Raw genomic sequence first — 21638 nt, forward strand, 5'->3', positions numbered from 1 at the left:
GCGGCGTACCGCTCAGTACATTCAAGTAAACCCTCATTAACTCCTCCTCCCAAGGGGCCGTGGCACATGTCTGGAACGACCGGTACCACCTCAGTGATCGTCGCGGGCGCGCGTACGCCCATGGGCCGCCTGCTCGGCTCCCTGAAGTCCTTCTCCGGTGCCGACCTGGGCGGTTTCGCGATCAAGGCCGCGCTCGACCGGGCCGGGATCGGCGGCGACCAGGTGCAGTACGTGATCATGGGCCAGGTGCTCACCGCCGGGGCAGGGCAGATCCCGGCACGCCAGGCCGCTGTCAAGGCGGGCATCCCCATGAACGTCCCCGCGCTCACCGTCAACAAGGTGTGCCTCTCCGGGCTCGACGCGATCGCGCTCGCCGACCAGCTGATCCGCGCGGGCGAGTTCGACATCGTCGTCGCCGGCGGCCAGGAGTCGATGACGAACGCGCCGCACGTCCTGCCCAAGTCGCGCGAGGGCGTCAAGTACGGCGCCATCGAGATGATCGACTCCATGGCGTACGACGGCCTCACCGACTCCTTCGACAACGTCGCCATGGGCGAGTCCACGGAGAAGCACAACACCCGCCTCGGCATCGGGCGCCCCGAGCAGGACGAGATCGCCGCCGCCTCGCACCAGCGCGCCGCCGCCGCCCAGAAGAACGGCATCTTCGAGGCCGAGATCACCCCGGTCGAGATCCCGCAGCGCAAGGGCGGACCGGTCCTCTTCTCCCAGGACGAGGGCATCCGCGCCGAGACGACCGCCGAGTCGCTCGGCAAGCTGCGCCCGGCCTTCGCCAAGGACGGCACGATCACCGCGGGCACGGCCTCGCAGATCTCCGACGGCGCCGCGGCGGTCGTGGTGATGTCCAAGGCCAAGGCCGAGGAGCTCGGCCTGCACTGGATCGCGGAGATCGGGGCGCACGGCAACGTGGCGGGCCCGGACAGCTCGCTCCAGTCGCAGCCGTCGAACGCCATCCTGCACGCCCTGAAGAAGGAGGGCCTGGACGTCGCCGACCTCGACCTGATCGAGATCAACGAAGCGTTCGCCGCGGTCGCGGTGCAGTCAATGAAGGACCTCGGGGTGTCCTCGGAAAAGGTGAACGTCAACGGCGGTGCCATTGCCCTGGGTCACCCGATCGGGATGTCCGGCGCACGCGTTGTCCTTCACCTCGCCCTTGAGCTGAAGCGGCGTGGCGGTGGCGTGGGCGCGGCCGCGCTGTGCGGTGGCGGCGGGCAGGGTGACGCGCTGATCGTGAAGGTGGCGAAGGCCTGACGCCCCCTTCGCGCGCGCAAGCCTTCCCCGTCTCGCAAACGTCTTGGAACGGAGCTGTCTGACATGCAGGACGTCCCCTCCCTGGTGGCACAGGCCCGCGAGGGCAGGCCACGGGCCGTGGCCCGGCTGATCTCACTGGTCGAGGGGGCGTCACCGCAGCTCCGCGAGGTCATGGCGGCGCTGGCTCCGCTGGCGGGCCATGCGTACGTGGTGGGCCTCACCGGATCTCCCGGTGTCGGCAAGTCGACTTCGACGTCGGCGCTCGTGTCCGCCTACCGCAGGGCGGGCAAGCGGGTCGGCGTCCTGGCCGTCGACCCTTCGTCCCCCTTCTCCGGGGGTGCGCTGCTCGGCGACCGGGTCCGGATGTCGGAGCACGCGTCCGACCCCGGGGTCTACATCCGCTCCATGGCGACGCGGGGCCACCTGGGCGGCTTGGCATGGTCGGCTCCGCAGGCGATCCGCGTACTGGACGCGGCGGGCTGCGACGTCGTGTTGGTCGAGACGGTCGGCGTGGGCCAGTCCGAGGTGGAGATCGCCTCGCAGGCGGACACGTCGGTGGTGCTCCTCGCCCCCGGGATGGGCGACGGTATCCAGGCGGCGAAGGCCGGAATCCTGGAGATCGGTGACGTGTACGTCGTCAACAAGGCGGACCGGGACGGCGCGGACGCGACCGCGCGCGAGCTGAACCACATGCTGGGGCTCGGGGAGTCCCGCGCCGCGGGGGACTGGCGCCCGCCCATCGTGAAGACGGTGGCCGCACGGGGCGAGGGGATCGACGAGGTAGTCGAAGCCCTGGAGAAGCACCGGGCGTGGATGGAGGAGCGGGGGGTCCTGGCGGACCGGAGGGCGGCGAGGGCGGCGCGGGAGGTCGAGACGATCGCGGTCACGGCCTTGCGGGAGCGAATCGCGGATCTGCACGGGGACGCGCGGCTGTCCGCTCTGGCGGAGCGGATCGTTGCCGGGGAGCTGGACCCTTACGCGGCGGCGGACGAACTGATCGCGAGCTTGACCTCGGGGTGAGGTGACCTCTGCGGTGGCTGCGGGGTGCTTCGCTGCTCCGGGGGCTCGGCTGAACCGGCGGTCGGGTGCTTCTTCCGCTGCTCCGGGGCTTGGCTGAACCGGCGGTCGCCCTGGCCGCCGCTTCGCGGCGAATCTTTCCCGCCCACCCACCCGATTACCCCGGAGTAATGGGTGGGTGGGCGGGAAGCATCCGCCGCGAAGCGGCGGTTCAGGCTGTAGCCGGAAGCCCGGGCGAGCCCCGCACCCACCACGCGAGCCGCCCCGCAGGGAAATCCCTGCGGGGCGGCTCGCTGATGTATGGGGACGGGGGGGAGGTCAGTCGTCCGAGCCGTCGTCCGAGTCATTGTCGTCGGAGTCATCGTGGCTGTCCGACTTGTCAGCGGAGACCTTGCCCGACTGCAGGTCCACCTTCCAGTCGGACTCCGCACCCTTGCCGGAAGCGGTCTCCGCCTCCCAGGCCTTGGCCGTACCGTCGTCGTCCAGGTCCACGGAGGTCACCGTGCCCTTGGCGCCGGCGGCCTTCGCCGCGTCCGCGGCGTTGACGGACGCACCCTTCAGGGCCGCGGCCACACGCTTGGCATCGCCGTCGTCGTCCTGCTCGGTGTGCGAGCCGAGCACCTTGCCGGTGCCGGGATCCACCTGCACGCTGGTCCACGCGTCGCCCTTCAGCAGGTCGACGTCCCAGACCAGGCCGCCGTCCTCGTCGTCGAGCTCGGCGGAGACCGCGGTACCGGAGTGCTTCGCCAGCGCCGCGTCGATCGCGTCGGCCGCCGTCACCTTGGCGGCCTTCACCTCGGCGGTGTTCTCCTTGGCGTCGTCACGGTCGTCGTACCGGTCGTCGTCACGGTCGTCGTCACGGTCGTTGTCCCGGTTGTCGTCCTTCAGCTGAACGCTCGACTTCTTGGCGGCGGCCGACGAGTCGTCGTCGCCGGAGGCAGCGAGCGCCGTCGCCGTACCGCCCCCGGCCAGGGCCAGGGCTGCGACGGTGGCGATGACGATGTTGCGCTTCATAAGGGGTTCCTCCCGAGACGGTGGCTGTGCGGCCCGTGAGCCGCTGCCGTTCGCTTTCGACAAGAACCAATCTGGCTGAGCGACCCTGAAGCCAGCCTGAAGCCGCCTGAAGAACTCTTCAGGTTCGCTCTGCGACCCTGAACGCATGCGCCTGTTGATCGTGGAGGACGAAAAGCGGCTCGCCCTGTCGCTCGCCAAGGGCCTGACGGCCGAGGGCTACGCCGTGGACGTCGTGCACGACGGCGTCGACGGACTGCACCGGGCGAGCGAGGGGACGTACGACCTGGTCATCCTCGACATCATGCTGCCCGGCATGAACGGCTACCGCGTCTGCTCCACCCTGCGGGCCGCTGGGCACGACGTACCGATCCTGATGCTCACGGCCAAGGACGGCGAGTACGACGAGGCCGAAGGGCTCGACACGGGCGCCGACGACTACCTCACCAAGCCTTTCTCGTACGTGGTGCTCGTTGCCCGTGTGAAGGCGCTCCTGCGCCGCCGTGGCAACGCGGGGCCGTCCCCCGTCCACACCCTCGGCGACCTCAAGGTCGACACCGCGGCCCGCCGCGTCTTCCGCGGCGAGGGCGGTGAGGACAGTGAAGTGACTCTCACCGCCAAGGAGTTCGCCGTCCTTGAGCAGCTCGTACTGCGCGCGGGCGAGGTCGTCTCCAAGGGCGACATCCTGGACCACGTCTGGGACTTCGCCTACGAAGGGGACCCGAACATCGTCGAGGTGTACATCAGCGCGCTGCGGCGCAAGCTCGGCGCGCCCCTGATCAAGACGGTGCGCGGCGCCGGCTACCGCCTGGAGGCCCCCCGATGAGGCGCTTCTTCAGTTCCGTACGGGCCCGTGCCACCCTCGGCGCCAGCCTCGTCGTGGCCGTCGCGCTGGTCGCCGCGGGCGCCGCCGTGCTGCTCTCGCTGCGGGCGAACCTGACCGACCAGGCGAACGGTCAGGCGGAGTCGACGGCCCGAAGCGTGGCCTCGCGGCTCGCCGCGAACGAGCCGTACAGCGATCTGGACCTGGACGACGAGGAGCGTCCGGTCCAGATCGTCGACGGCAAGGAACGGCTCGTCGCCGCCACGGAGGACCTGGAGAGCATCAGCGGCACGGGAGTCGACGCCGTGAAGCCCCGTCCTGGGTCCACGCCCCCGAAGAGTGACGGTGAAGACGACGGTGAGACCGAGGCCCCCGAACCCGGGGAGGTCTCCGATGACCCGCCGAAGGTCACCTCCGGCACCGCCACCGTCGACGGCGAGACGGCGGACTACCGTTTCGCCGCGGTCGAGGTGAGCGTCGAGGACAAGGGCGACTTCACCGTCTACGCGGGCGCCTCGCTCGCCGCCCAACAGAGCGCGGTGTCCACGGCGTTGACGTCCATGCTCATCGGTTTCCCGCTGCTCCTGGCCGTCATCGCCCTGGTGACCTGGCTGGTGACGCGGCGCGCCCTGCGCCCGGTGGACGCGATCCGCTCCGAGATGGCGGCGATCACCGCCTCGGAGGATCTCGCGCGCCGCGTGCCCGAGCCGGACACGCACGACGAGATCGCCCGCCTGGCCACGACCACGAACGAGACGCTCGCCGCCCTGCAGAGCTCGGTGGAACGTCAGCGCCGCTTCGTCGCCGACGCCTCGCACGAACTGCGCAGCCCCATCGCCTCCTTGCGCACACAGCTGGAAGTGGGCGTGGCCCACCCGGAGTTGCTGGACGTGGACGGTGCGGTCGAGGACACCGTACGACTTCAGGAGCTGGCCGCCGACCTGCTGCTCCTCGCCCGGCTCGACGCGGGCGAGAAGCCGGGCGGTGGGCACGTGGACCTGGCGGCCCTGGCGCGCGAGGAGCTCTCGCAGCGCACGCGGGATCATGTCGACGTCCGCATGGATCTGAAGAGCGTCGAAGTCACCGGCTCCCGGAGCCAGTTGGCGCGCGTGCTCGGCAACCTCGTGAACAACGCGCAGCGCCACGCGCGCTCGCACGTCACCGTCACCACCCGCCCCGAGGGGGCGTGGGCGGTTCTTGAGGTCTCCGACGACGGAAACGGCGTGCCGGAGGGTGAACGCGACCGGATCTTCGAGCGCTTCGTCCGCCTCGACGACGCCCGCACCAGGGATGACGGCGGGGCGGGTCTGGGCCTCGCCATCGCGCGCGATGTCGCCGCACGCCATGGCGGGACCCTCACGGTCCGGGAGGCTCCCGGTGGGGGAGCGCTCTTCGAGCTCAGGGTCCCTGCCGCCACGCGGTGAGGATCAGGGCTTGCCCCGCTGGGCCCGGAGGTGCTCCGCGATCGGGGTCAGGGCCTTGTGGAGTTCGCCGAGCGCCTCGGGCGAGATCAGGTCGACGAAGTGCTGGCGGACCGAGGCCACGTGGTGCGGGGCGACCCGCTGCATGGTCTCCATGCCCTCGTCCGTGAGGACGGTGTAGAGCCCGCGCCGGTCGGACTCGCAGTTCTCCCGGCGGACCAGGCCCGCGTTCTCCATGCGGGTGATCTGGTGGGACAGGCGGCTCTTGGACTGCAGTGTGGCGGCCGCGAGATCGCTCATACGCATCCGCTTCTCCTCCGATTCGGAGAGATGCACGAGGATGTCGTAGTCGTTCATGGTCAGGTTGAACGGCTGGAGGTCCTTCTCGAGCTGATATGTCAGCATCCTGTTGACCTCCACGTGGGTGCGCCAGGCGCACTGTTCCTCGTTGGTCAGCCACTGCGGGGCCGTCTCGGTCTCCATGGAATCGATTCTACCTAAGAAGTTGAAAGGTGAACGAATGTCGGTGTGTGACACGCGCCTCTCACCCCCCGGGTGACGGAGGGGCACAGACGTTCGCCGTCACACTCCGCAGACTACCGCTCACAGGCCGAAGCGACGCTGGAGGTCCCCCAGTTGTCCGGGAAGGCGCGGTTGCCCCGGCTGCTGTCCGTGTTGACTGCGTTGGCCCGGTGCGGCCTGGCCGCCCTGGCCGCCCGGCACGCCGGCCTGCTGCGGCACCGCGCCCGTCGCCTGCTCGGCCATGAGCGCCTCCGAGGACTGCAGGAGCACCGTCCCCGCCCCCACGAACTCGAACTGGTGCTCCTCGCCTGAGGTTCCGCCGATCCCGGTCAGTGCCCGTACGCCGCCGATGACTCCGGTCAGATATCCATGGTCGTAGTGATGGCAGGGCGAAGGGCAGTCGGCCCAGCCCACCAGGGCCTGTGGATCGACCCGGATCGGCGGCTCCATGAACACCACGGGGCCGTTCGACGCGGCCACGAACTTTCCGGTTCCGATCAGGGTCAGAAAGCCCGGAACGATGGATTGCTTCAGCGCGAGAGTTGGCTGAAAAGCGAGGAGGTTGCCCGAGCGAATGGTCAGGTTGCCGTCTTCGAGGTCGTACGAATTCACGTCGAAGGCCCGGTCGGCGAGGAGCATCTTGCCCTGGCCGTCGGCCACCACCCAGTCGCTCGCGTGCAGGGGCGAATGAAAACTCGTGCGCACCAGGCGGTCCAGACGGCCGTGTCCGATGCCGTTGAACTCGATCGTCCCGTAGTAGGCGATCATCTTCCCCTTCTGCAGGAACCACTGGCTCCCCTTGAGCTCCACGCAGAAGGTGTACGCGTTCACGCTGTCGTCGCTCGGCAGCGTCATCGGGTCGAGGGGCGCGGGCGCTCCCGCGGGCATTGAGGGGTTCACAGCTTCTCCTCCGACGCCTGGACGTACACCGCACCGCTACCGGACAGCTCCAGCTGGAACGCCTCGCCCGAGCCCCGCCCCACCATGTCGCGCCAGCCGAGCGCCGTGGAGAGCTTGTTGCGTACGTCGCCGTGGTGCGCCACATACGCCTGCGGGTCGACATGGACCGGGCGCTGCGGGGTGATCGGCACTTCGATGACCCCGCCATGCGCCATGACGGCGACCGCGCCCTGCCCCTTGAGGGTGGTCGTGAAGAGGCCCTGCCCTGTGACCTGTCCGCGGACCATGCCCATGACGCCGCCCTGCGAGCCCATGAACATCGTGCCCTGCTGGAGCGTCCCGTCGAAGGCGAGCAGCCGGTCCGCCTCCACGTAGAGGGTGTCTCCGGTGAGGCTGATCACCTGGATGTGGTGGCCGCCGTGCCCGAAGAGGACGGTGCCGCTGCCCTCCACCGTCATCAGGGGCGTCGCCTCGTTGGCCACCCGGCGCCCGATCATGGAGGCCAGGCCGCCCTGTCCGCCCTGGATGTTGGGGGTGAAGGCGACATCTCCCTTGTAGGCGAGCATGGCGCCGCGCTGACTGAACAGCCGCTGGCCCGGCAGGACGGTCGCCTCGACCATCTTCGAGTTGATCTCTCGGAAGGGCATGTCAGACGTCCCCCGCGATCGTGTTCCGCTCACTGGGCTGGACGTACACGAGTCCGTCGCCCTCGAAGCGGATCTGGAAGGCCTCGCCGCCGCCCTCGCCGAGCAACGTACGGAAAGTGACGCCCGACTGGAGGTTCTGGCGGAGGTCTCCCTGATGCGCGACATACGCCCCCGGGTCCACCGTGAGCGGATACTGCCGGCTCACGCGCAGCACCACCGCGGGGCCGTCGGACATGATCGCCGCCTGGCCCGAGCCCTCGACGGTCGTGGTGAACAGGCCGTTGCCCTGCGAGGCACCGCGGACGCCGGTGAAATGAGTTCCGGTGCGCAGGCCGCCGTCCGTGCACAGGAGATTGCCGGCCTCGACGAAGAGCTTCTCGCCGCGCAGCTGCACGAGGTTGATCTCGGTGGCGCGGTCGGCGAACCAGCACGTGCCGTGCCCCTTCACCTCCATCACCGTCATCTGCTCGCCGGTGACGCGGCGGGTCACCATGCCCCGTATGCCCTCGCCGCCGCCGGTCATCTTCTTGAAGGCCATCTGGCCGTCGTACGCGACCATCGAGCCGTTCTTCGCCTTGACGGCGTCGCCGGACATGTCCACGGCGAGCACCCTGCTGCCTTGCAGTCGGAACGTTGCCACGTATCGACGGTAGCCGTCGGATATGGGGCCGGAACAGGGCAACGGCCCCTGAGCGAACCCGGAGAACACCCCGATGTCACAATGGGGGTCGCTTGTGCGCGCATTCACAAGATCGCATTCACGAGATCGATGCCGTCGAGCGGCCCGCCCCCTCGCCCCGCCTCACACCGAAGGTGATCCGTGGACATCAAGACCGCTTCCGCACTCCGCCGCCTCCGTCTGGTCTCGGCCCCCGAGGCCGTCTCCTTCCTGCTCCTGATCATCTGCTCGGTGCTCAAGCGGACCACGGACTTCAACGCCGTGCCGGTGATGGGCATGGTCCACGGCGTGCTCTTCCTCCTGTACGTGCTGTTCTGGCTCGACGCCTGGAACCGCACCAAGTGGAACGTGAAGACGGCCGCCGTCTACTTCATCCTCTCCGTCCTGCCGGCCGGCGGCTTCTTCGCCGAGCGCAAGCTGAAGCGTGAGGCCGAGGCCGCCGTGATCGCTTCGCGCGCCCGCCGCGAAGGCGTCGTGAGCGCATGATCGTCGCCTTCTCCGTGACCCCGCTCGGCGTCGGTGAGGACGTGGGCGAGTACGTCGCCGACGCGGTCCGCGTCGTCCGCGAGTCCGGCCTGCCCAACCGGACCGACGCGATGTTCACCTCCGTCGAGGGCGAGTGGGACGAGGTGATGGACGTCGTCAAGCGTGCCGTCGCCGCGGTCGAGGCGCGGGCGCCGCGTGTCTCCGTCGTCATGAAGGCGGACATCCGCCCCGGGGTGACGGACGGGATGACGTCGAAGGTCGAGACGGTGGAGCGGCACCTTTCCGCATAACCGCCGCTGCCCCCCCCGTAACTGCGAAGAGCCCCCGCCGACAGCCGGCGGGGGCTCCTTCTTCGCCGCGAACTTGAGCGACCGCTCAAAACTCCCTAAGATCTCCTTGAGCAGTCGCTCAAAACTGCACTGGCATGGGGGAACGCCGTGAGCCTGTACGTCGAAGCACGCATAGACGCCGACCTCGACGAGCTCTGGGCACGCACCCAGGAGCCGTCCCAGCACCAGCGCTGGGACCTCCGCTTCGCCGAGATCGACTACTTGCCGCAAGTGCCGGGCGAGCCCCAGCGCTTCCGGTACGGCACGCGCGTACTGCCCTTCCTCACCATCGCGGGCACCGGGATCTCCGCCGGCGAGAAGCGCCGGGCGGACGGCACCAGGACATCGGCACTGCGCTTCGCCTCACCGCACCCGCTGTCGCTCCTCCAGGAGGGCTCGGGCTACTGGCGCTACGTCCCCGCCCCGGACGGCGGCATCCGCTTCCTCACCGGCTACGACTACCGGCCTCGCTGGGGCCGCTTCGGCGCGCTCGCCGACCGGGCCGCCTTCCGCCCCCTGATGGGCTGGGCCACGGCCTGGTCCTTCGACCGGCTGCGGCTCTGGATCGAGCGGGGGATCACCCCCGAGCGCCAACTGCTGCACGCGCTGGCAGAGGTGGGGGTGCGCGTCGGGTGCGTGGTCGCGGCCGTCGTCGCCGCGCCGATGGTGGCACCGGCCGCCCTGGCGCTCGCCTTCGTTCTGCCGCCCCTGCCGACGACACCCGCGGCGCGCCGCTGCCTGCGTAATCCACCGCCACGCACGCGTGCCCCGCGCGTCCTGACGACCCTCCAGGAGCGGTGATGCGGGCATCGATCTTCCGTACGGTGATGGGCTCCGACTTCGACCGCCTGCACCCCCAGCTGCAACGCCGCTTCTCCGTGGGTCTCGCGAGCGGCGAGGTGTGCACGGGCCGGGGCGTCATGGACCGCATCTGGCACGGCAGAGGCTTCGTGAAACCGTTCCTGGCCGTGGGAGGCACCCGCCACATCCTCGTCCCGCGCGCGGGACGCCACGTCCCCTTCACCATCGAGAACGTGCCGTACGTCGACACGTTCGGCCGTGAGACGGTGAGCTTCGTGCGCACCTTCGATCTGCCAGGCCGCTCCCGCCGCTTCGACGCCCAGATGGTCCTGGGCCCCAAGGGCGACCGAATCCTCGACTACCTGGGCACTCACCAGCACCTCGCGAGCGACCTCCACCTCCGGGCCGAGCCGGACGGCTCCCTGCTGATCCGCTCCGGGACGCACCGCTTCCGGGAGGGACCGGTGGACGTCCGTGTGCCCGGCCTGATCGGCGGCGACGCGGAGGTGCGGGAGTCCTACGACGACTCCACGGGCCGCTTCCGTATCCGGGTCAGGGTGGTGAACCGGAGCTTCGGGCCGCTCTTCGGGTACGAGGGTTCCTTCACGGCGGAGTACGAGGATGTCCGCACCTGTGGTGTGCGGCCGGGGTTGCGGCCCCTCCGTGAGGAGGCGAGGGCATGAGCGCCGACACGAAGCAGAAACTCCTCGAAGGGGCCCTGCGTACGCTGACGGAGCAGGGCATCGCGAAGACGTCCGCGCGGACGATCGCGGCTGCCGCCGGGGTCAATCAGGCGCTGGTCTTCTACCACTTCGGGTCGGTCGACGAGCTCCTCGCCGCTGCCTGTCGCCACGGCTCCGAGCAGCGGGTCTCGCGTTACCGGGAACGGCTGGACGCGGTGTCCTCGCTGGCCGAACTCCTCGAATTCGGCCGCGAGATGCATGAGGAGGAGCGGGCCGCGGGCCACGTCGCGGTCCTCGGCCAGCTCCTCGCGGGAGCGCAGACGCAGCCCCGTCTCGCCCCCGCGACGGCTGCGGGCCTCGCCCTCTGGATCGAGGAGATCGAGAAGGTCCTGGTCCGGGTCTTCTCGTCGACGCCGCTGGGGGAGTTCGCGGATCCCGCGGGGCTTGCGCGGGCGGTGGCGGCGTCCTTCGTGGGGATAGAGCTGTACGAGGGGGTGGACGAGGTGGGGGCGTCCAGGGCGTTGGACTCCCTGGAGCAACTGTCCCTTCTGGTGGCGGCGGTTGAGGATCTGGGGCCGCTTGCGCAGCGTGCCATGCGGCATCGCCTACGGCGGGTTACGCGGTCCTGAAGCCCATTGCCCCCGGCGGTCCTGCTGAGGCGCAGACCTTTCCCACCCACCCGCCCGTTTACCCCGCATCCGACCCTGGACGAACGAGCTTTCCCGCCCACCCACCCGATTGCCCCGCAGCCACCGAAGGACAGACCCGCACCCCGCGGCAGGTCTCGCAACCGCAGCCGAACCGTTCACCCTAAAACCGCTCGCACGGACGCATCCGGTTCGACACGCCGGGGAAACTCCACTTTTGTGTGGGTATCGGCTTGTTCGCACCTGAACCTGCCAGAGCCAGATCACCCACCACCTGGAGGGCGCTGTGCGGCCGGAGGGCTACGACTACGACACCCACAGCACACTCGCCGGACCGCTCACCGAGCCGGACGGCAGCAGCGGCAGTGACAGCGGCGACGGTGGCCGCTACCGGGTGCGGTACAACAAGCTTCTCTCCCGTGAGCCCCACCGAATACGAGCCGTCATCCTGATGACGCTCGCCCCCCTCCTCACCGGCCTCCTCCTCGTCTACCTCGTGTGGCCGACCCACTGGACGGAACGCGAGGGCGCCGACCGCTGGCTCATCGGCCTCGACGTCACGATGCTCGTCGCGATCGGGCTCATCGAGCTCTTCATGCTCGTCAACGTCATATCCATCGCCCACGCGACGATGATGGCGAGAGACCCGATCCCGGTCACCCCCGAACCCGGCACCCGCGTCGCCTTCCTCACGACGTACGTCCCGGGCAAGGAACCCCTCAGCATGGTCCGCGCCACCCTCGAGGGCGCGAAGGCGATACACCACACCGGCCCCCTCGACGTGTGGCTCCTGGACGAGGGCGACGACGAAGACGCCAAGGCGCTCTGCGCCGAACTCGGCGTACGTCACTTCACCCGCAACGGAGTGCCCGAGTGGAACCGTGAGAAGGGTGTCCACAAGGCCCGCACCAAGCACGGCAACTACAACGCCTGGATCGCGATGCACGGCGGCGACTACGACTTCTTCGCCTCCGTGGACACCGACCACGTCCCGCTCCCCAACTTCCTGGAGCGGATGATGGGTTACTTCCGGGATGAGGATGTGGCGTTCGTCGTCGGGCCCCAGGTGTACGGGAACTACGACTCTCCCGTCACCAAGGCCGCCGAGTCCCAGCAGTTCCTCTTCCACGCCCTGATCCAGCGCGCAGGCAACCGCTACCGCGCACCCATGTTCGTCGGCACCAACAACGTCGTACGCATCCAGGCGCTCCGCCAGGTCGGCGGCCTGTACGACTCCATCACCGAGGACATGGCCACCGGCTTCGAGCTGCACCGCCACAAGAACCCCCTCACCAGGCGCCACTGGCGGTCGGTCTACACCCCGGACGTGCTCGCCGTCGGCGAGGGGCCCGCCTCCTGGACGGACTTCTTCACCCAGCAGATGCGCTGGTCGCGCGGGACGTACGAGACGCTGTTCAAGCAGTACTGGAGGGCGCCGTTCACGATGCCGCCCGGCCGTCTCTTCTCGTACACGATGATGCTCGTCTACTACCCCATGACGGCCGTCAACTGGCTGCTCGGCGTGCTGAGTTGTGTTCTCTTCCTCTGGTTCGGCGCTTCCGGGACCCAGGTCGCCGCCTCCGTCTGGCTGATGCTCTACAGCGACGCCGCGGCGCTCCAGGTCGGGCTCTACCTCTGGAACCGCCGTCACAACGTCTCCCCGCACGAACCGGAGGGCTCCGGAGGCCTCGCGGGCATGGCGATGTCCGCGCTCTCCGCGCCCATCTACGCCAAGTCGCTCGGCGCCGCCGTCCTGCGCCGCCCGAGCCGCTTCGTGGTCACGCCCAAGGGCGGCGACGCGAGCCCCGACCGGGTGCTCACCTTCCGGATCCATCTCTGCTGGGCGGCGGTCCTCGCCAGTTCACTGGTCGCCTCGTTCGTGCTCGGCCACACCCACGCTGCGATGCGCACCTGGGCCGTCCTCGCGCTGGTCATCGCGCTCGCCCCGGTCGCGATCTGGAGCTTCTCGCTGGTCAAGGAGCGCAGGGCGGGCGCGGTGCGCGAAAAGGCCCGCGAGCGGGTTCGGCAGCGCGCCAGGAAAGACGCGGAAGGCCTCGGCGCCGCGGGCGCGGATGGCGAGCCGGAGCCGGCGTTCGCCACCGGTACGACGACAGGAGGGAACTGACCCATGGCATACCGGCCCTCTCAGCGGACGAAGAAGACACTCCTCGGAGTCGGGGCGGGCGCGCTGCTCGTCGGGCTCAACGCACCGGCGGCACTCTCCTTCGCCGAGGAGAGGTACTACGAGTACAAGATCGCCCAGCCCGGCTACAAGGCCAAGTACGGCTCCTGGAAGCAGATCGGCATCCCCGAGGAGTTCCGCACCAACGCCATCCACGCCGCGCTCCTGCACACCGGCAAGGTCCTGATCGTCGCGGGTTCCGGGAACGAGCAGAAGAAGTTCGACGCGGGGTCGTTCGACACGATCCTCTGGGACCCGAAGACGGACACCTTCAAGAAGGTCAGGACCCCGGAGGACTTCTTCTGCTCGGGCCACGCCCAACTCCCCGACGGCCGCCTCCTGGTGGCGGGCGGCACGGCGCGCTACGAACTCCTCGACGGCGAGATCAACCGCGCCGGCGGCGGCATGCGCGTCAAGAACGAGAACCCCGACAAGGCCATCGTCCTCAAGAAGGGCACCCGTTTCCGCTCGCCGTCGGGCATCGAGTACGTGAGCAAGTTCGACGTCAAGGTCCCCAAGGCCAAGCGGGACTACGAGATCACGTACTCCAAGGCCGGTGCGATGCAGCCGTGGAAGACGTCGGTCAAGGCGAGTGAGGCGCGCGTCTTCGTCGAGGCCGCCCAGGAGGGCCACGAGTTCGTCAACGAGAAGTCCGCGCAGTACGAGATCGAGGGCCTCACTGGCAAGGAGGCGGACAACGCGTACGGGATCGCCGAGAAGCTCACCATGGACAAGCAGGACTTCCAGGGGATCAAGGCGGCCTACGAGTTCGACCCGGTGGCCGAGAAGTACGTTCCCGTGGAGCCGATGGAGAAGGCCCGCTGGTACCCCACGCTCGTCGGTCTCGACGACGGCAAGGTCCTCGCGGTCTCCGGCCTCGACGACGTGGGCATGATCGACCCGGGCGACAACGAGATCTACGACCCCAAGACGAAGAAGTGGACCAACGGCCCCAAGCGCTACTTCCCGACCTACCCGGCGCTCTTCCTCACCAAGGGCGGCAAGCTCTTCTACCCGGCGTCGAACGCGGGCTACGGGCCCGCCGACAAGGGCCGTGAGCCCGGCCTCTGGGACCTGGAGACGAACAAGTTCGAGAAGATCCCCGGCCTCGTCGACCTCGACCAGACCGAGACGTCCGCTTCCCTCCTGCTGCCCCCGGCGCAGGACCAGAAGGTGATGATCCTGGGCGGCGGAGGCGTCGGCGAGTCCGACAAGGCGACCCGGCGCACGGCCGTCGTGGACCTCAAGGAGAAGAGCCCCGCCTTCAGGACAGGGCCCGAACTCCCGCAGGGCACCCGCTACTTGAACAGCGTGATCCTGCCGGACGACTCGGTGTTCACGTCCAACGGCTCCAAGGACTACCGGGGGCGCGGCGGCAGCAACATCCTCAAGGCGCAGTTCTACGACCCCAAGACGAACAGCTTCCGCGAGGCGGCGTCCCCCAAGGTGGGCCGCAACTACCACTCCGAGGCCCTGCTCCTGCCCGACGGACGGGTCGTCACCTTCGGCTCGGACCCGCTCTTCGACAACCAGGAGAACACCAAGCTCGGTCACTTCGAGCAGCGCATGGAGGTCTACACGCCGCCCGCGCTGCACAAGGCCGGCAAGAACCGCCCGGTCCTCGGCGAGGGCCCGGAGGAGCTCGCGGCGGACGGCCGCGCGACGTTCCGTACGCAGAGCCCCGAGAAGATCGCCTCGGCCCGTCTGATGCGCCCCAGCGCGGTGACGCACACGACGGACGTCGAGCAGCGGTCGATCGCGCTCGGCCTCACCAAGGGCAAGGGTGAGGTGACGGTGGACGTGCCCAGGGGCGACACCGCCCTCGTGCCGCCGGGCTGGTACATGCTGTTCGTGACGGACCAGGACGGCTCGTCGTCAGAGGCGAAGTGGATCCACGTCGGGCAGAAGTGACCGCCGGTCAGGTGGCCTTGGCGTTGCGCGCGAGACCGAGCGCGTAGTCGGGCCACCACTGGCCCGCCGCCGGGCCGCCCCTGCACGGTCCGTCCGAGTCGCCGGGCCGCTTGATCCACAGGACCGCGTCGAGCAGCGCGTCACCGGTCTTGTCCGTGGGCGGGGTGCCGAGACCGCGGCCCGGCGGATTGCACCAGGCGTCCTCACGGTCACCGGCGAGCGGGCCCCTGCCGTTGCGGCTCGAGTCCATCACGAAGTGCTTGCCGCCGACGATCCCCGAGAGGCCGCGGCCGTACGCCTTGATGGTCTCGTCGCTCTGGAAGTTCGACACGTTCAGCGAGAAGCCGTCCGCCTGGGCGATCCCCGCCTGCTGGAGCGGCGCCGCGAGCTTGCCCGCCTGGTCGATCCAGCCCGGGTTGCCCGCGTCCAGATAGACCTTCACCTGGGGCTGCCGCTTGAACCGCTGGATGGCTTCGGAGAGCAGTTGGTAGCGCTCGGCGTGGTACTCGGCGGGGGTGCAGCCGTCCACGATGTGCGGGATCGCGTCGGGCTCCAGGATGACGACGGCCGGTGTGCCGCCGATGGTGCCGGCGAACTTGTCGATCCACTGCCGGTAGAAGTCCGAGCTGTGCGCGCCGCCGGCGGAGTGGTTGCCGCAGTCGCGGTGCGGGATGTTGTACGCGACGAGCACGGCGGTGCGGTCGTCCTGCGCGGCGCCGTCGACGGCCGCCTTGACGTCCGGGACCGGGTCGTCGCCCGCGGGCCACACGGCCATGGGCTGCTCGGAGATCCGCTTGAGCGCGGCGGCGTCCTGGGTGCGGCCCTCCTGCTCCCACTGCCTGACCTGCCGGGCGGCGGCGCTCTGCGGGTCGACCCAGAAGGCGCTCTCCGGGGCTTTCTTGGCGGCCTCGGTGGAGGGACCGGCCTCGACGGGCGTCTTCTCCTTGCCCTTGCTGCCGGATTCGGAGGAGCACCCTGCCGTGAGCCCGAGGGCCGTGAGGGCCGTGAGTGCGGTGAACGTGCGGAGCAGCCGGTACATCCAGCCCCCTTGGGCGACGGTGACCGGGCAATCGTTACATAACGCCCCAATCGCCCTTGGCTACGACACCGGGGCGGGCACCGCCAGATCCGGCGGACCCCCGTCAGACACCGCCGCTCGCCAGCGCGATGCCGAGCGGAGTGCGCTCGTACAGCACCTGATGTCCGTACCGCCGCGAGACCAGCAGCCCGGCGTCGCGCAGCGCGCCGAGGTGCGCGGAGACGGACGAAGGGGCGAGCCCCAGGCGATGTGCCAGGGCCGAGGTGGTCGCGGGGTCGGTGAGCGCGGCGAGGACGGTGGCCCTGCCCCGCCCAAGCAGCCGTACGAGCGCTTCGGACGTACGGTCGCTCGGCTCGGCCCAGAGTCCGGCGAGGCCGCGGGCGGGATAGACCAGAGTCGGCTGCCAGGGCGGGTCGTGGCCGCCCACCACGTCCGGCCAGGCGAAGACGCTGGGCATCAGGACCAGGCCCTGGCCCGCCAGATGCCGCACGTGGTCGTCCCGCCGCGCGACGGTCAGCGTGTCCGCGTCCCAGGCGAACCGCGGGTCCAACTCGGCGACAAGCGCGCCGAGGCCGACCTCCGCGAGCCGCCGCGAGTGGAAGGCGACGTCCGTCTCCAGGAGCGCGCGGAGCCGGGGCCAGTCCGGCTCGACGAGGGTGCGCCAGGCGGCCTCCATGACATCCGCGAGATCCCGCACCGCGCGTGCGGGATCGGCGAGCAGCGCGCGCCCCTGGGGAGACTCGGCTGCCCCCGCGGTGCAGGCGAGCGCCCGCGCGAGTTCCTCCCGCGCGGCCCCGGGGTCCGCCGCGCGCACCGCCGCGATCTCCTCGTCGAAGGTGGCGGCGGGGCCGATGGGGGGAGGGCCGATGAAGTCCGGGGTGTACCCGCGCGGCGGCATCAGCAGCCACAGCGCCCCGAGTTCGAGCCCGGCGCCCGCCCCGCGGATCCGCCGCAGCCACTGCGGGTGATAGCCGTGCCGGTCGGGCCGCTTCAGGGTCCGCACGGCTTCCTGGGTCTCCCACAGCGGCGACACGGCGAACCGGCACCGCAGGAGATCGTCCGGGCCGAAGTGCAACCGGTTCGGCACGCGCTCACCCCCAAGATTCGCCTGGAACCGAAACTCTAGGACGCCCGGCACGCGCGCGTGCAGGGTGCGGGCATGTCCGACGAACCCGTCCCCGAGGCGCGCACCACCGAACCCGGCCCCCAACCCACCGGCTACCTCCGCCTCTTCACGATCCGCGAGTTCCGTGCCGTCTTCCTCGCCCACGCCTTCTCACTGCTCGGCGTCGTCGTCAGCGAGGTCGCCCTCACCGTGCTCGTGTACGGGCTCACCGGGTCACCGCTGCTCAGTGCGCTCACCTTCGCCCTCGGGATGCTGCCCTACCTCATCGGCGGGACCCTGCTCTCCGGGATCGCCGACCGGTACCCGGCGCGACGGGTGCTCGTGCTGTGCGACGTGGTGTGTGCCGGGTGCGCGGCGCTCATGGCCCTGCCCGCCACACCCGTCTTCGGACTGCTCGCGCTGCGGTGCGCCATCGCCCTCGTGTCACCCGTCTTCAACGGCACGCGCATGGCGACCCTCACCGACATCCTCGGGGACGGCGACCTGTTCGTCCTCGGCCGCTCCCTGCTCCGGATCGTCTCGCAGAGCTCCGTGCTCGTCGGCTTCGGGCTCGGCGGCGTTCTGCTCACCGTCGTCTCGCCGCGCGGCGCGCTCCTCATCACCGTCTGTACGTTCACCGCTTCGGCGCTGCTCCTGCGGTGCGGCACGAAACGCAGACCCGCGCGCGGGAGCGGCGGTTCCGCCCTGATGAAGTACTCGCTCAGCGGTGCCGGGCAAGCACTCGGCGACCGGCGGATCAGGGCGCTGCTCCTCCTCCTGTGGGCGCCGCCCATGTTCATGGTCGCCCCGGAAGCGCTCGCCGCTCCGTACGCCGATCAGATCGGCGTCGGCGTCGCGGGCGTCGGACTCCTGATGTGCGCGCTGCCGGTCGGCACGATCGCCGCGGAGCTGTACGCGGGATCCGCGCTCTCCGCGAGCACCCGGGCCCGCATCGCCCTGCCGCTCGCCTCCTTCACCCTCCTGCCGCTCACGGTGTACGCGGTCACGCCGGGCCTCCTGTGGGCGATGCTCGCCCTCGCGCTCGCCGGCGCCGGATCCGCGTACACGCTGGGCGTCGACCGGTGGTTCGTCGACGCCGTGCCCGAGGAGCTGCGCGGGCGGGCCATGACCGTGCACACGGCGGGGCTCATGACGATCCAGGGTGTCGGGATGGCGCTCGCCGGGCTCGCGGCGGAGTTCTTCGCGGTGAGCACCGTCGTCACGGCGTCGGGCGTGCTCGGCACGCTCTGCTGCCTCGCGCTGGCCGCAGAGGTCCGCGCCACACACCGTACGGACGCCACGCACCGTACGGACGCCTCACACCGTAAGACCGCCGGGAATCCCGCCGACGTACGGGAACAGGGGACCGAATCCCGAGACGGGGCTGACCACCATGTGACCGGCGGGTAAGGTCTTTGGCGTGCCGAAGCCGCTCAGCCTTCCCTTCGATCCCATCGCCCGCGCCGACGAGCTCTGGAAGCAGCGCTGGGGATCCGTACCGGCCATGGGCGCGATCACCTCGATCATGCGGGCGCACCAGATCCTGCTCGGTGAGGTCGACGCGGTCGTCAAGCCGTACGGACTGACCTTCGCGCGGTACGAGGCGCTGGTCCTTCTCACGTTCTCGCAGGCGGGCGAGTTGCCGATGTCCAAGATCGGCGAGCGGCTCATGGTCCACCCCACGTCCGTCACCAACACCGTCGACCGTCTCGTCAAGTCCGGTCTCGTCGACAAGCGCCCCAATCCGAACGACGGGCGCGGCACCCTCGCCTCCATCACGGAGAAGGGCCGCGAGGTCGTCGAGTCGGCCACCCGCGAGCTGATGGCCATGGACTTCGGGCTCGGGGTGTACGACGCCGAGGAGTGCGCGGAGATCTTCGCGATGCTGCGGCCGCTGCGGGTCGCCGCCGAGGACTTCGAGGAGCAGTAGAACCTCGGATTCCGGTCGGGCCGGGGCCGCCGGAAGATCGCGCAAAACGGGCCGATACGCTCGTAGGCATGAAGCGAAGCGTGCTGACCCGTTACCGGGTGATGGCCTATGTCACCGCCGTCATGTTGCTCGTCCTGTGCACCTGCATGGTTTTCAAGTACGGCTTCGACACGGGCGAGGGCCTGACGCTGGTCGTCTCCCAGGTCCACGGCGTCCTCTACATCATCTACCTGATCTTCGCCTTCGACCTGGGCTCCAAGGCGAAGTGGCCGTTCGGCAAGCTCCTGTGGGTGCTCGTCTCCGGCACCATCCCGACGGCCGCGTTCTTCGTCGAGCGCAAGGTCGTGCGCGAGGTCGAGCCGCTGATCACCGACGGCTCCCCGGTCACCGCCAAGGCGTAACCGCACCGCCACGGAGAGACCCGTGGCGGCCAGCCATCGACATTTACTAGGACGTCCAAGTAAATTCGAGGGTATGGACGCTGACGCCATCGAGGAGGGCCGCCGTCGCTGGCAGGCCCGGTACGACACCGCGAAGAAGCGCGACGCGGATTTCACCACGCTCTCCGGCGACCCGGTCGAGCCGGTCTACGGGCCACGGCCCGGGGACGCCTATGAGGGATTCGAGCGGATCGGATGGCCCGGCGAGTACCCCTTCACCCGCGGACTCCACCCCACCGGCTACCGCGGCCGGACCTGGACCATCCGCCAGTTCGCCGGCTTCGGCAACGCCGAGCAGACGAACGAGCGCTACAAGACGATCCTGGCCAACGGCGGCGGCGGACTCTCCGTGGCCTTCGACATGCCGACCCTGATGGGCCGGGACTCCGACGAACCCCAGTCCCTCGGCGAGGTCGGGCACTGCGGGGTCGCCATCGACTCGGCCGCCGACATGGAGGTCCTGTTCAAGGACATCCCGCTCGGTGACGTCACGACGTCGATGACGATCTCCGGACCCGCCGTCCCCGTCTTCTGCATGTACCTGGTCGCCGCCGAGCGGCAGGGCATCGACCCGGCCGTCCTGAACGGCACGCTCCAGACGGACATCTTCAAGGAGTACATCGCGCAGAAGGAGTGGCTCTTCCAGCCCGAGCCGCACCTGCGCCTCATCGGCGACCTGATGGAGCACTGCGCCCGCGACATCCCCGCGTACAAGCCCCTGTCGGTCTCCGGCTATCACATCCGTGAGGCCGGGGCGACGGCCGCGCAGGAGCTCGCGTACACCCTCGCGGACGGCTTCGGGTACGTCGAGCTGGGGCTGAGCCGCGGCATGGACGTGGACGTCTTCGCGCCCGGACTGAGCTTCTTCTTCGACGCTCACCTGGACTTCTTCGAGGAGATCGCCAAGTTCCGCGCCGCGCGCCGCATCTGGGCCCGCTGGATGCGCGACGTGTACGGCGCGAAGACGGACAAGGCCCAGTGGCTGCGCTTCCACACCCAGACCGCGGGCGTCTCGCTCACCGCCCAGCAGCCCTACAACAACGTCGTACGCACCGCTGTCGAGGCCCTCTCCGCGGTCCTCGGCGGCACGAACTCCCTGCACACGAACGCCCTCGACGAGACCCTCGCACTGCCGAGCGAGCAGGCCGCCGAGATCGCGCTGCGCACGCAGCAGGTGCTCATGGAGGAGACGGGCGTCGCCAACGTGGCGGACCCGCTGGGCGGCTCCTGGTACGTCGAGCAGCTCACCGACCGCATCGAGGCCGACGCCGAGAAGATCTTCGAGCAGATCAAGGAGCGGGGACGCAGGGCGCACCCGGACGGGCAGCACCCCATCGGGCCCATCACCTCCGGGATCCTGCGCGGCATCGAGGACGGCTGGTTCACCGGCGAGATCGCCGAGTCGGCGTTCCAGTACCAGCAGTCCCTGGAGAAGGGCGACAAGCGGGTCGTGGGCGTCAACGTCCACCACGGGTCCGTCACCGGCGACCTGGAGATCCTGCGGGTCTCTCACGAGGTGGAGCGGGAGCAGGTCAAGGTCCTCGGCGCGCGCCGCTCGGCGCGGGGCGACGCCCGGGTGCGGGCCTCGCTGGACGCGATGCTGGCCGCCGCACGGGACGGGGCGAACATGATCCCGCCCATGCTGGAGGCGGTTCGCGCGGAGGCGACGCTGGGCGAGATTTGTGGCGCCCTGCGCGATGAATGGGGTATTTACACCGAGCCTCCTGGGTTCTAGTTCGGGTGCTCCGGGCGTGTGGGGATCTGCGGGCCGTCGTGGCTGGTCGCGCAGTTCCCCG

General features: G+C 69.7%; 22 protein-coding genes. 15 read left to right on the forward strand and 7 right to left on the reverse strand.

Annotation, left to right across the window (positions count from 1 at the left end):
- Positions 1 to 66 precede the first annotated feature (66 nt).
- Together E5671_RS31470 and meaB are read left to right on the forward strand one after the other, a co-directional pair.
- Positions 67 to 1269: an acetyl-CoA C-acetyltransferase gene (locus tag E5671_RS31470; protein ID WP_160507260.1), complete on the forward strand. Its 1203-nt coding sequence runs from the start codon at positions 67 to 69 to the stop codon at positions 1267 to 1269.
- 63 nt (positions 1270 to 1332) lie between these two features.
- Complete coding sequence (meaB, locus tag E5671_RS31475) at positions 1333 to 2289, forward strand: methylmalonyl Co-A mutase-associated GTPase MeaB (protein WP_160507261.1); 957 nt, start codon at positions 1333 to 1335, stop codon at positions 2287 to 2289.
- Between the two features lie 315 nt (positions 2290 to 2604).
- Here the strand turns inward: meaB and E5671_RS31480 are convergent, their stop codons facing one another.
- On the reverse strand, positions 2605 to 3300 hold the full coding sequence (locus E5671_RS31480) for a PepSY domain-containing protein (protein ID WP_160507262.1): 696 nt from the start codon (positions 3298 to 3300) through the stop codon (positions 2605 to 2607).
- A 145-nt stretch (positions 3301 to 3445) separates the two neighbouring features.
- Between E5671_RS31480 and E5671_RS31485 the strand changes: the two genes are divergently transcribed.
- Positions 3446 to 4123 carry a response regulator transcription factor gene (locus E5671_RS31485; protein ID WP_160507263.1) on the forward strand — a complete coding sequence of 226 codons (678 nt, stop codon included), beginning with the start codon at positions 3446 to 3448 and terminating at the stop codon, positions 4121 to 4123.
- On the forward strand, positions 4120 to 5544 hold the full coding sequence (locus E5671_RS31490; RefSeq protein WP_160507264.1) for a sensor histidine kinase: 1425 nt from the start codon (positions 4120 to 4122) through the stop codon (positions 5542 to 5544). The genes E5671_RS31485 and E5671_RS31490 overlap by 4 nt, the downstream gene beginning before the upstream one ends.
- Positions 5545 to 5547: 3 nt before the next feature.
- Here the strand turns inward: E5671_RS31490 and E5671_RS31495 are convergent, their stop codons facing one another.
- The 4 genes from E5671_RS31495 to E5671_RS31510 all read right to left on the reverse strand — a co-directional run bounded on the left by E5671_RS31495 (position 5548) and on the right by E5671_RS31510 (position 8250).
- Positions 5548 to 6024, reverse strand: a complete 477-nt coding sequence (locus tag E5671_RS31495) for a MarR family winged helix-turn-helix transcriptional regulator (RefSeq protein ID WP_160507265.1) — start codon at positions 6022 to 6024, stop codon at positions 5548 to 5550.
- 120 nt (positions 6025 to 6144) lie between these two features.
- Positions 6145 to 6951: an AIM24 family protein gene (locus E5671_RS31500; RefSeq protein WP_160510526.1), complete on the reverse strand. Its 807-nt coding sequence runs from the start codon at positions 6949 to 6951 to the stop codon at positions 6145 to 6147.
- 8 nt (positions 6952 to 6959) lie between these two features.
- Positions 6960 to 7610, reverse strand: a complete 651-nt coding sequence (locus tag E5671_RS31505) for an AIM24 family protein (protein ID WP_160507266.1) — start codon at positions 7608 to 7610, stop codon at positions 6960 to 6962.
- Position 7611: 1 nt separating this feature from the next.
- Positions 7612 to 8250 (reverse strand): AIM24 family protein, encoded by a 639-nt coding sequence (locus E5671_RS31510; protein ID WP_160507267.1) that lies wholly within the window; start codon positions 8248 to 8250, stop codon positions 7612 to 7614.
- A gap of 180 nt (positions 8251 to 8430) precedes the next feature.
- On the opposite strand from E5671_RS31510, the gene E5671_RS31515 reads away from it, so the two are divergent.
- From E5671_RS31515 to E5671_RS31545, 7 genes are all read left to right on the forward strand, one after another.
- On the forward strand, positions 8431 to 8775 hold the full coding sequence (locus E5671_RS31515; protein WP_160507268.1) for a DUF3817 domain-containing protein: 345 nt from the start codon (positions 8431 to 8433) through the stop codon (positions 8773 to 8775).
- A complete protein-coding gene (locus tag E5671_RS31520) occupies positions 8772 to 9065 on the forward strand; it encodes an MTH1187 family thiamine-binding protein (RefSeq protein ID WP_160507269.1) in 294 nt (97 codons plus the stop codon). The genes E5671_RS31515 and E5671_RS31520 overlap by 4 nt, the downstream gene beginning before the upstream one ends.
- A 147-nt stretch (positions 9066 to 9212) precedes the next feature.
- Complete coding sequence (locus tag E5671_RS31525; RefSeq protein ID WP_160507270.1) at positions 9213 to 9905, forward strand: hypothetical protein; 693 nt, start codon at positions 9213 to 9215, stop codon at positions 9903 to 9905.
- Complete coding sequence (locus tag E5671_RS31530) at positions 9905 to 10588, forward strand: DUF4166 domain-containing protein (protein ID WP_160507271.1); 684 nt, start codon at positions 9905 to 9907, stop codon at positions 10586 to 10588. The genes E5671_RS31525 and E5671_RS31530 overlap by 1 nt, the downstream gene beginning before the upstream one ends.
- A complete protein-coding gene (locus E5671_RS31535; protein WP_160507272.1) occupies positions 10585 to 11217 on the forward strand; it encodes a TetR/AcrR family transcriptional regulator in 633 nt (210 codons plus the stop codon). The genes E5671_RS31530 and E5671_RS31535 overlap by 4 nt, the downstream gene beginning before the upstream one ends.
- A 304-nt stretch (positions 11218 to 11521) precedes the next feature.
- Entirely contained in the window at positions 11522 to 13360 is a 1839-nt protein-coding gene (locus tag E5671_RS31540) for a glycosyltransferase family 2 protein (RefSeq protein ID WP_160507273.1), read from the forward strand.
- 3 nt (positions 13361 to 13363) lie between these two features.
- Positions 13364 to 15328 (forward strand): kelch motif-containing protein, encoded by a 1965-nt coding sequence (locus tag E5671_RS31545; protein WP_160507274.1) that lies wholly within the window; start codon positions 13364 to 13366, stop codon positions 15326 to 15328.
- A gap of 7 nt (positions 15329 to 15335) precedes the next feature.
- Here E5671_RS31545 and E5671_RS31550 read toward each other — a convergent pair whose 3' ends face one another.
- Together E5671_RS31550 and E5671_RS31555 are read right to left on the reverse strand one after the other, a co-directional pair.
- The gene (locus tag E5671_RS31550) at positions 15336 to 16367 is read right to left on the reverse strand and encodes a glycoside hydrolase family 6 protein (RefSeq protein WP_160507275.1); all 1032 of its coding nucleotides are present in this window, start codon (positions 16365 to 16367) and stop codon (positions 15336 to 15338) included.
- A gap of 103 nt (positions 16368 to 16470) precedes the next feature.
- Positions 16471 to 17454: a DUF5937 family protein gene (locus E5671_RS31555; protein ID WP_160507276.1), complete on the reverse strand. Its 984-nt coding sequence runs from the start codon at positions 17452 to 17454 to the stop codon at positions 16471 to 16473.
- A gap of 72 nt (positions 17455 to 17526) precedes the next feature.
- On the opposite strand from E5671_RS31555, the gene E5671_RS31560 reads away from it, so the two are divergent.
- The 4 genes from E5671_RS31560 (at position 17527) to E5671_RS31575 (ending at position 21577) form a co-directional block, all read left to right on the forward strand.
- Positions 17527 to 18882: an MFS transporter gene (locus E5671_RS31560; RefSeq protein WP_160507277.1), complete on the forward strand. Its 1356-nt coding sequence runs from the start codon at positions 17527 to 17529 to the stop codon at positions 18880 to 18882.
- Between the two features lie 10 nt (positions 18883 to 18892).
- Positions 18893 to 19402, forward strand: a complete 510-nt coding sequence (locus tag E5671_RS31565; RefSeq protein WP_160507278.1) for a MarR family transcriptional regulator — start codon at positions 18893 to 18895, stop codon at positions 19400 to 19402.
- Between the two features lie 68 nt (positions 19403 to 19470).
- The gene (locus E5671_RS31570; protein ID WP_160507279.1) at positions 19471 to 19803 is read left to right on the forward strand and encodes a DUF3817 domain-containing protein; all 333 of its coding nucleotides are present in this window, start codon (positions 19471 to 19473) and stop codon (positions 19801 to 19803) included.
- Positions 19804 to 19876: 73 nt separating this feature from the next.
- Complete coding sequence (locus tag E5671_RS31575; RefSeq protein WP_160507280.1) at positions 19877 to 21577, forward strand: acyl-CoA mutase large subunit family protein; 1701 nt, start codon at positions 19877 to 19879, stop codon at positions 21575 to 21577.
- The last annotated feature ends 61 nt before the right edge of the window (positions 21578 to 21638 follow it).

This window comes from Streptomyces sp. BA2 (assembly GCF_009769735.1).
Taxonomy (GTDB): Bacteria; Actinomycetota; Actinomycetes; order Streptomycetales; family Streptomycetaceae; genus Streptomyces.

What these genes read in the sequence shown, in the direction of transcription:
- E5671_RS31470 (WP_160507260.1), top strand. Translation starts at nt 67, where the DNA reads ATGTCTGGAACGACCGGTACCACCTCAGTGATCGTCGCGGGCGCGCGT.
- meaB (WP_160507261.1), top strand. Translation starts at nt 1,333, where the DNA reads ATGCAGGACGTCCCCTCCCTGGTGGCACAGGCCCGCGAGGGCAGGCCA.
- E5671_RS31480 (WP_160507262.1), bottom strand. Translation starts at nt 3,300, where the DNA reads ATGAAGCGCAACATCGTCATCGCCACCGTCGCAGCCCTGGCCCTGGCC.
- E5671_RS31485 (WP_160507263.1), top strand. Translation starts at nt 3,446, where the DNA reads ATGCGCCTGTTGATCGTGGAGGACGAAAAGCGGCTCGCCCTGTCGCTC.
- E5671_RS31490 (WP_160507264.1), top strand. Translation starts at nt 4,120, where the DNA reads ATGAGGCGCTTCTTCAGTTCCGTACGGGCCCGTGCCACCCTCGGCGCC.
- E5671_RS31495 (WP_160507265.1), bottom strand. Translation starts at nt 6,024, where the DNA reads ATGGAGACCGAGACGGCCCCGCAGTGGCTGACCAACGAGGAACAGTGC.
- E5671_RS31500 (WP_160510526.1), bottom strand. Translation starts at nt 6,951, where the DNA reads ATGCCCGCGGGAGCGCCCGCGCCCCTCGACCCGATGACGCTGCCGAGC.
- E5671_RS31505 (WP_160507266.1), bottom strand. Translation starts at nt 7,610, where the DNA reads ATGCCCTTCCGAGAGATCAACTCGAAGATGGTCGAGGCGACCGTCCTG.
- E5671_RS31520 (WP_160507269.1), top strand. Translation starts at nt 8,772, where the DNA reads ATGATCGTCGCCTTCTCCGTGACCCCGCTCGGCGTCGGTGAGGACGTG.
- E5671_RS31530 (WP_160507271.1), top strand. Translation starts at nt 9,905, where the DNA reads ATGCGGGCATCGATCTTCCGTACGGTGATGGGCTCCGACTTCGACCGC.
- E5671_RS31535 (WP_160507272.1), top strand. Translation starts at nt 10,585, where the DNA reads ATGAGCGCCGACACGAAGCAGAAACTCCTCGAAGGGGCCCTGCGTACG.
- E5671_RS31545 (WP_160507274.1), top strand. Translation starts at nt 13,364, where the DNA reads ATGGCATACCGGCCCTCTCAGCGGACGAAGAAGACACTCCTCGGAGTC.
- E5671_RS31550 (WP_160507275.1), bottom strand. Translation starts at nt 16,367, where the DNA reads ATGTACCGGCTGCTCCGCACGTTCACCGCACTCACGGCCCTCACGGCC.
- E5671_RS31560 (WP_160507277.1), top strand. Translation starts at nt 17,527, where the DNA reads ATGTCCGACGAACCCGTCCCCGAGGCGCGCACCACCGAACCCGGCCCC.
- E5671_RS31570 (WP_160507279.1), top strand. Translation starts at nt 19,471, where the DNA reads ATGAAGCGAAGCGTGCTGACCCGTTACCGGGTGATGGCCTATGTCACC.
- E5671_RS31575 (WP_160507280.1), top strand. Translation starts at nt 19,877, where the DNA reads ATGGACGCTGACGCCATCGAGGAGGGCCGCCGTCGCTGGCAGGCCCGG.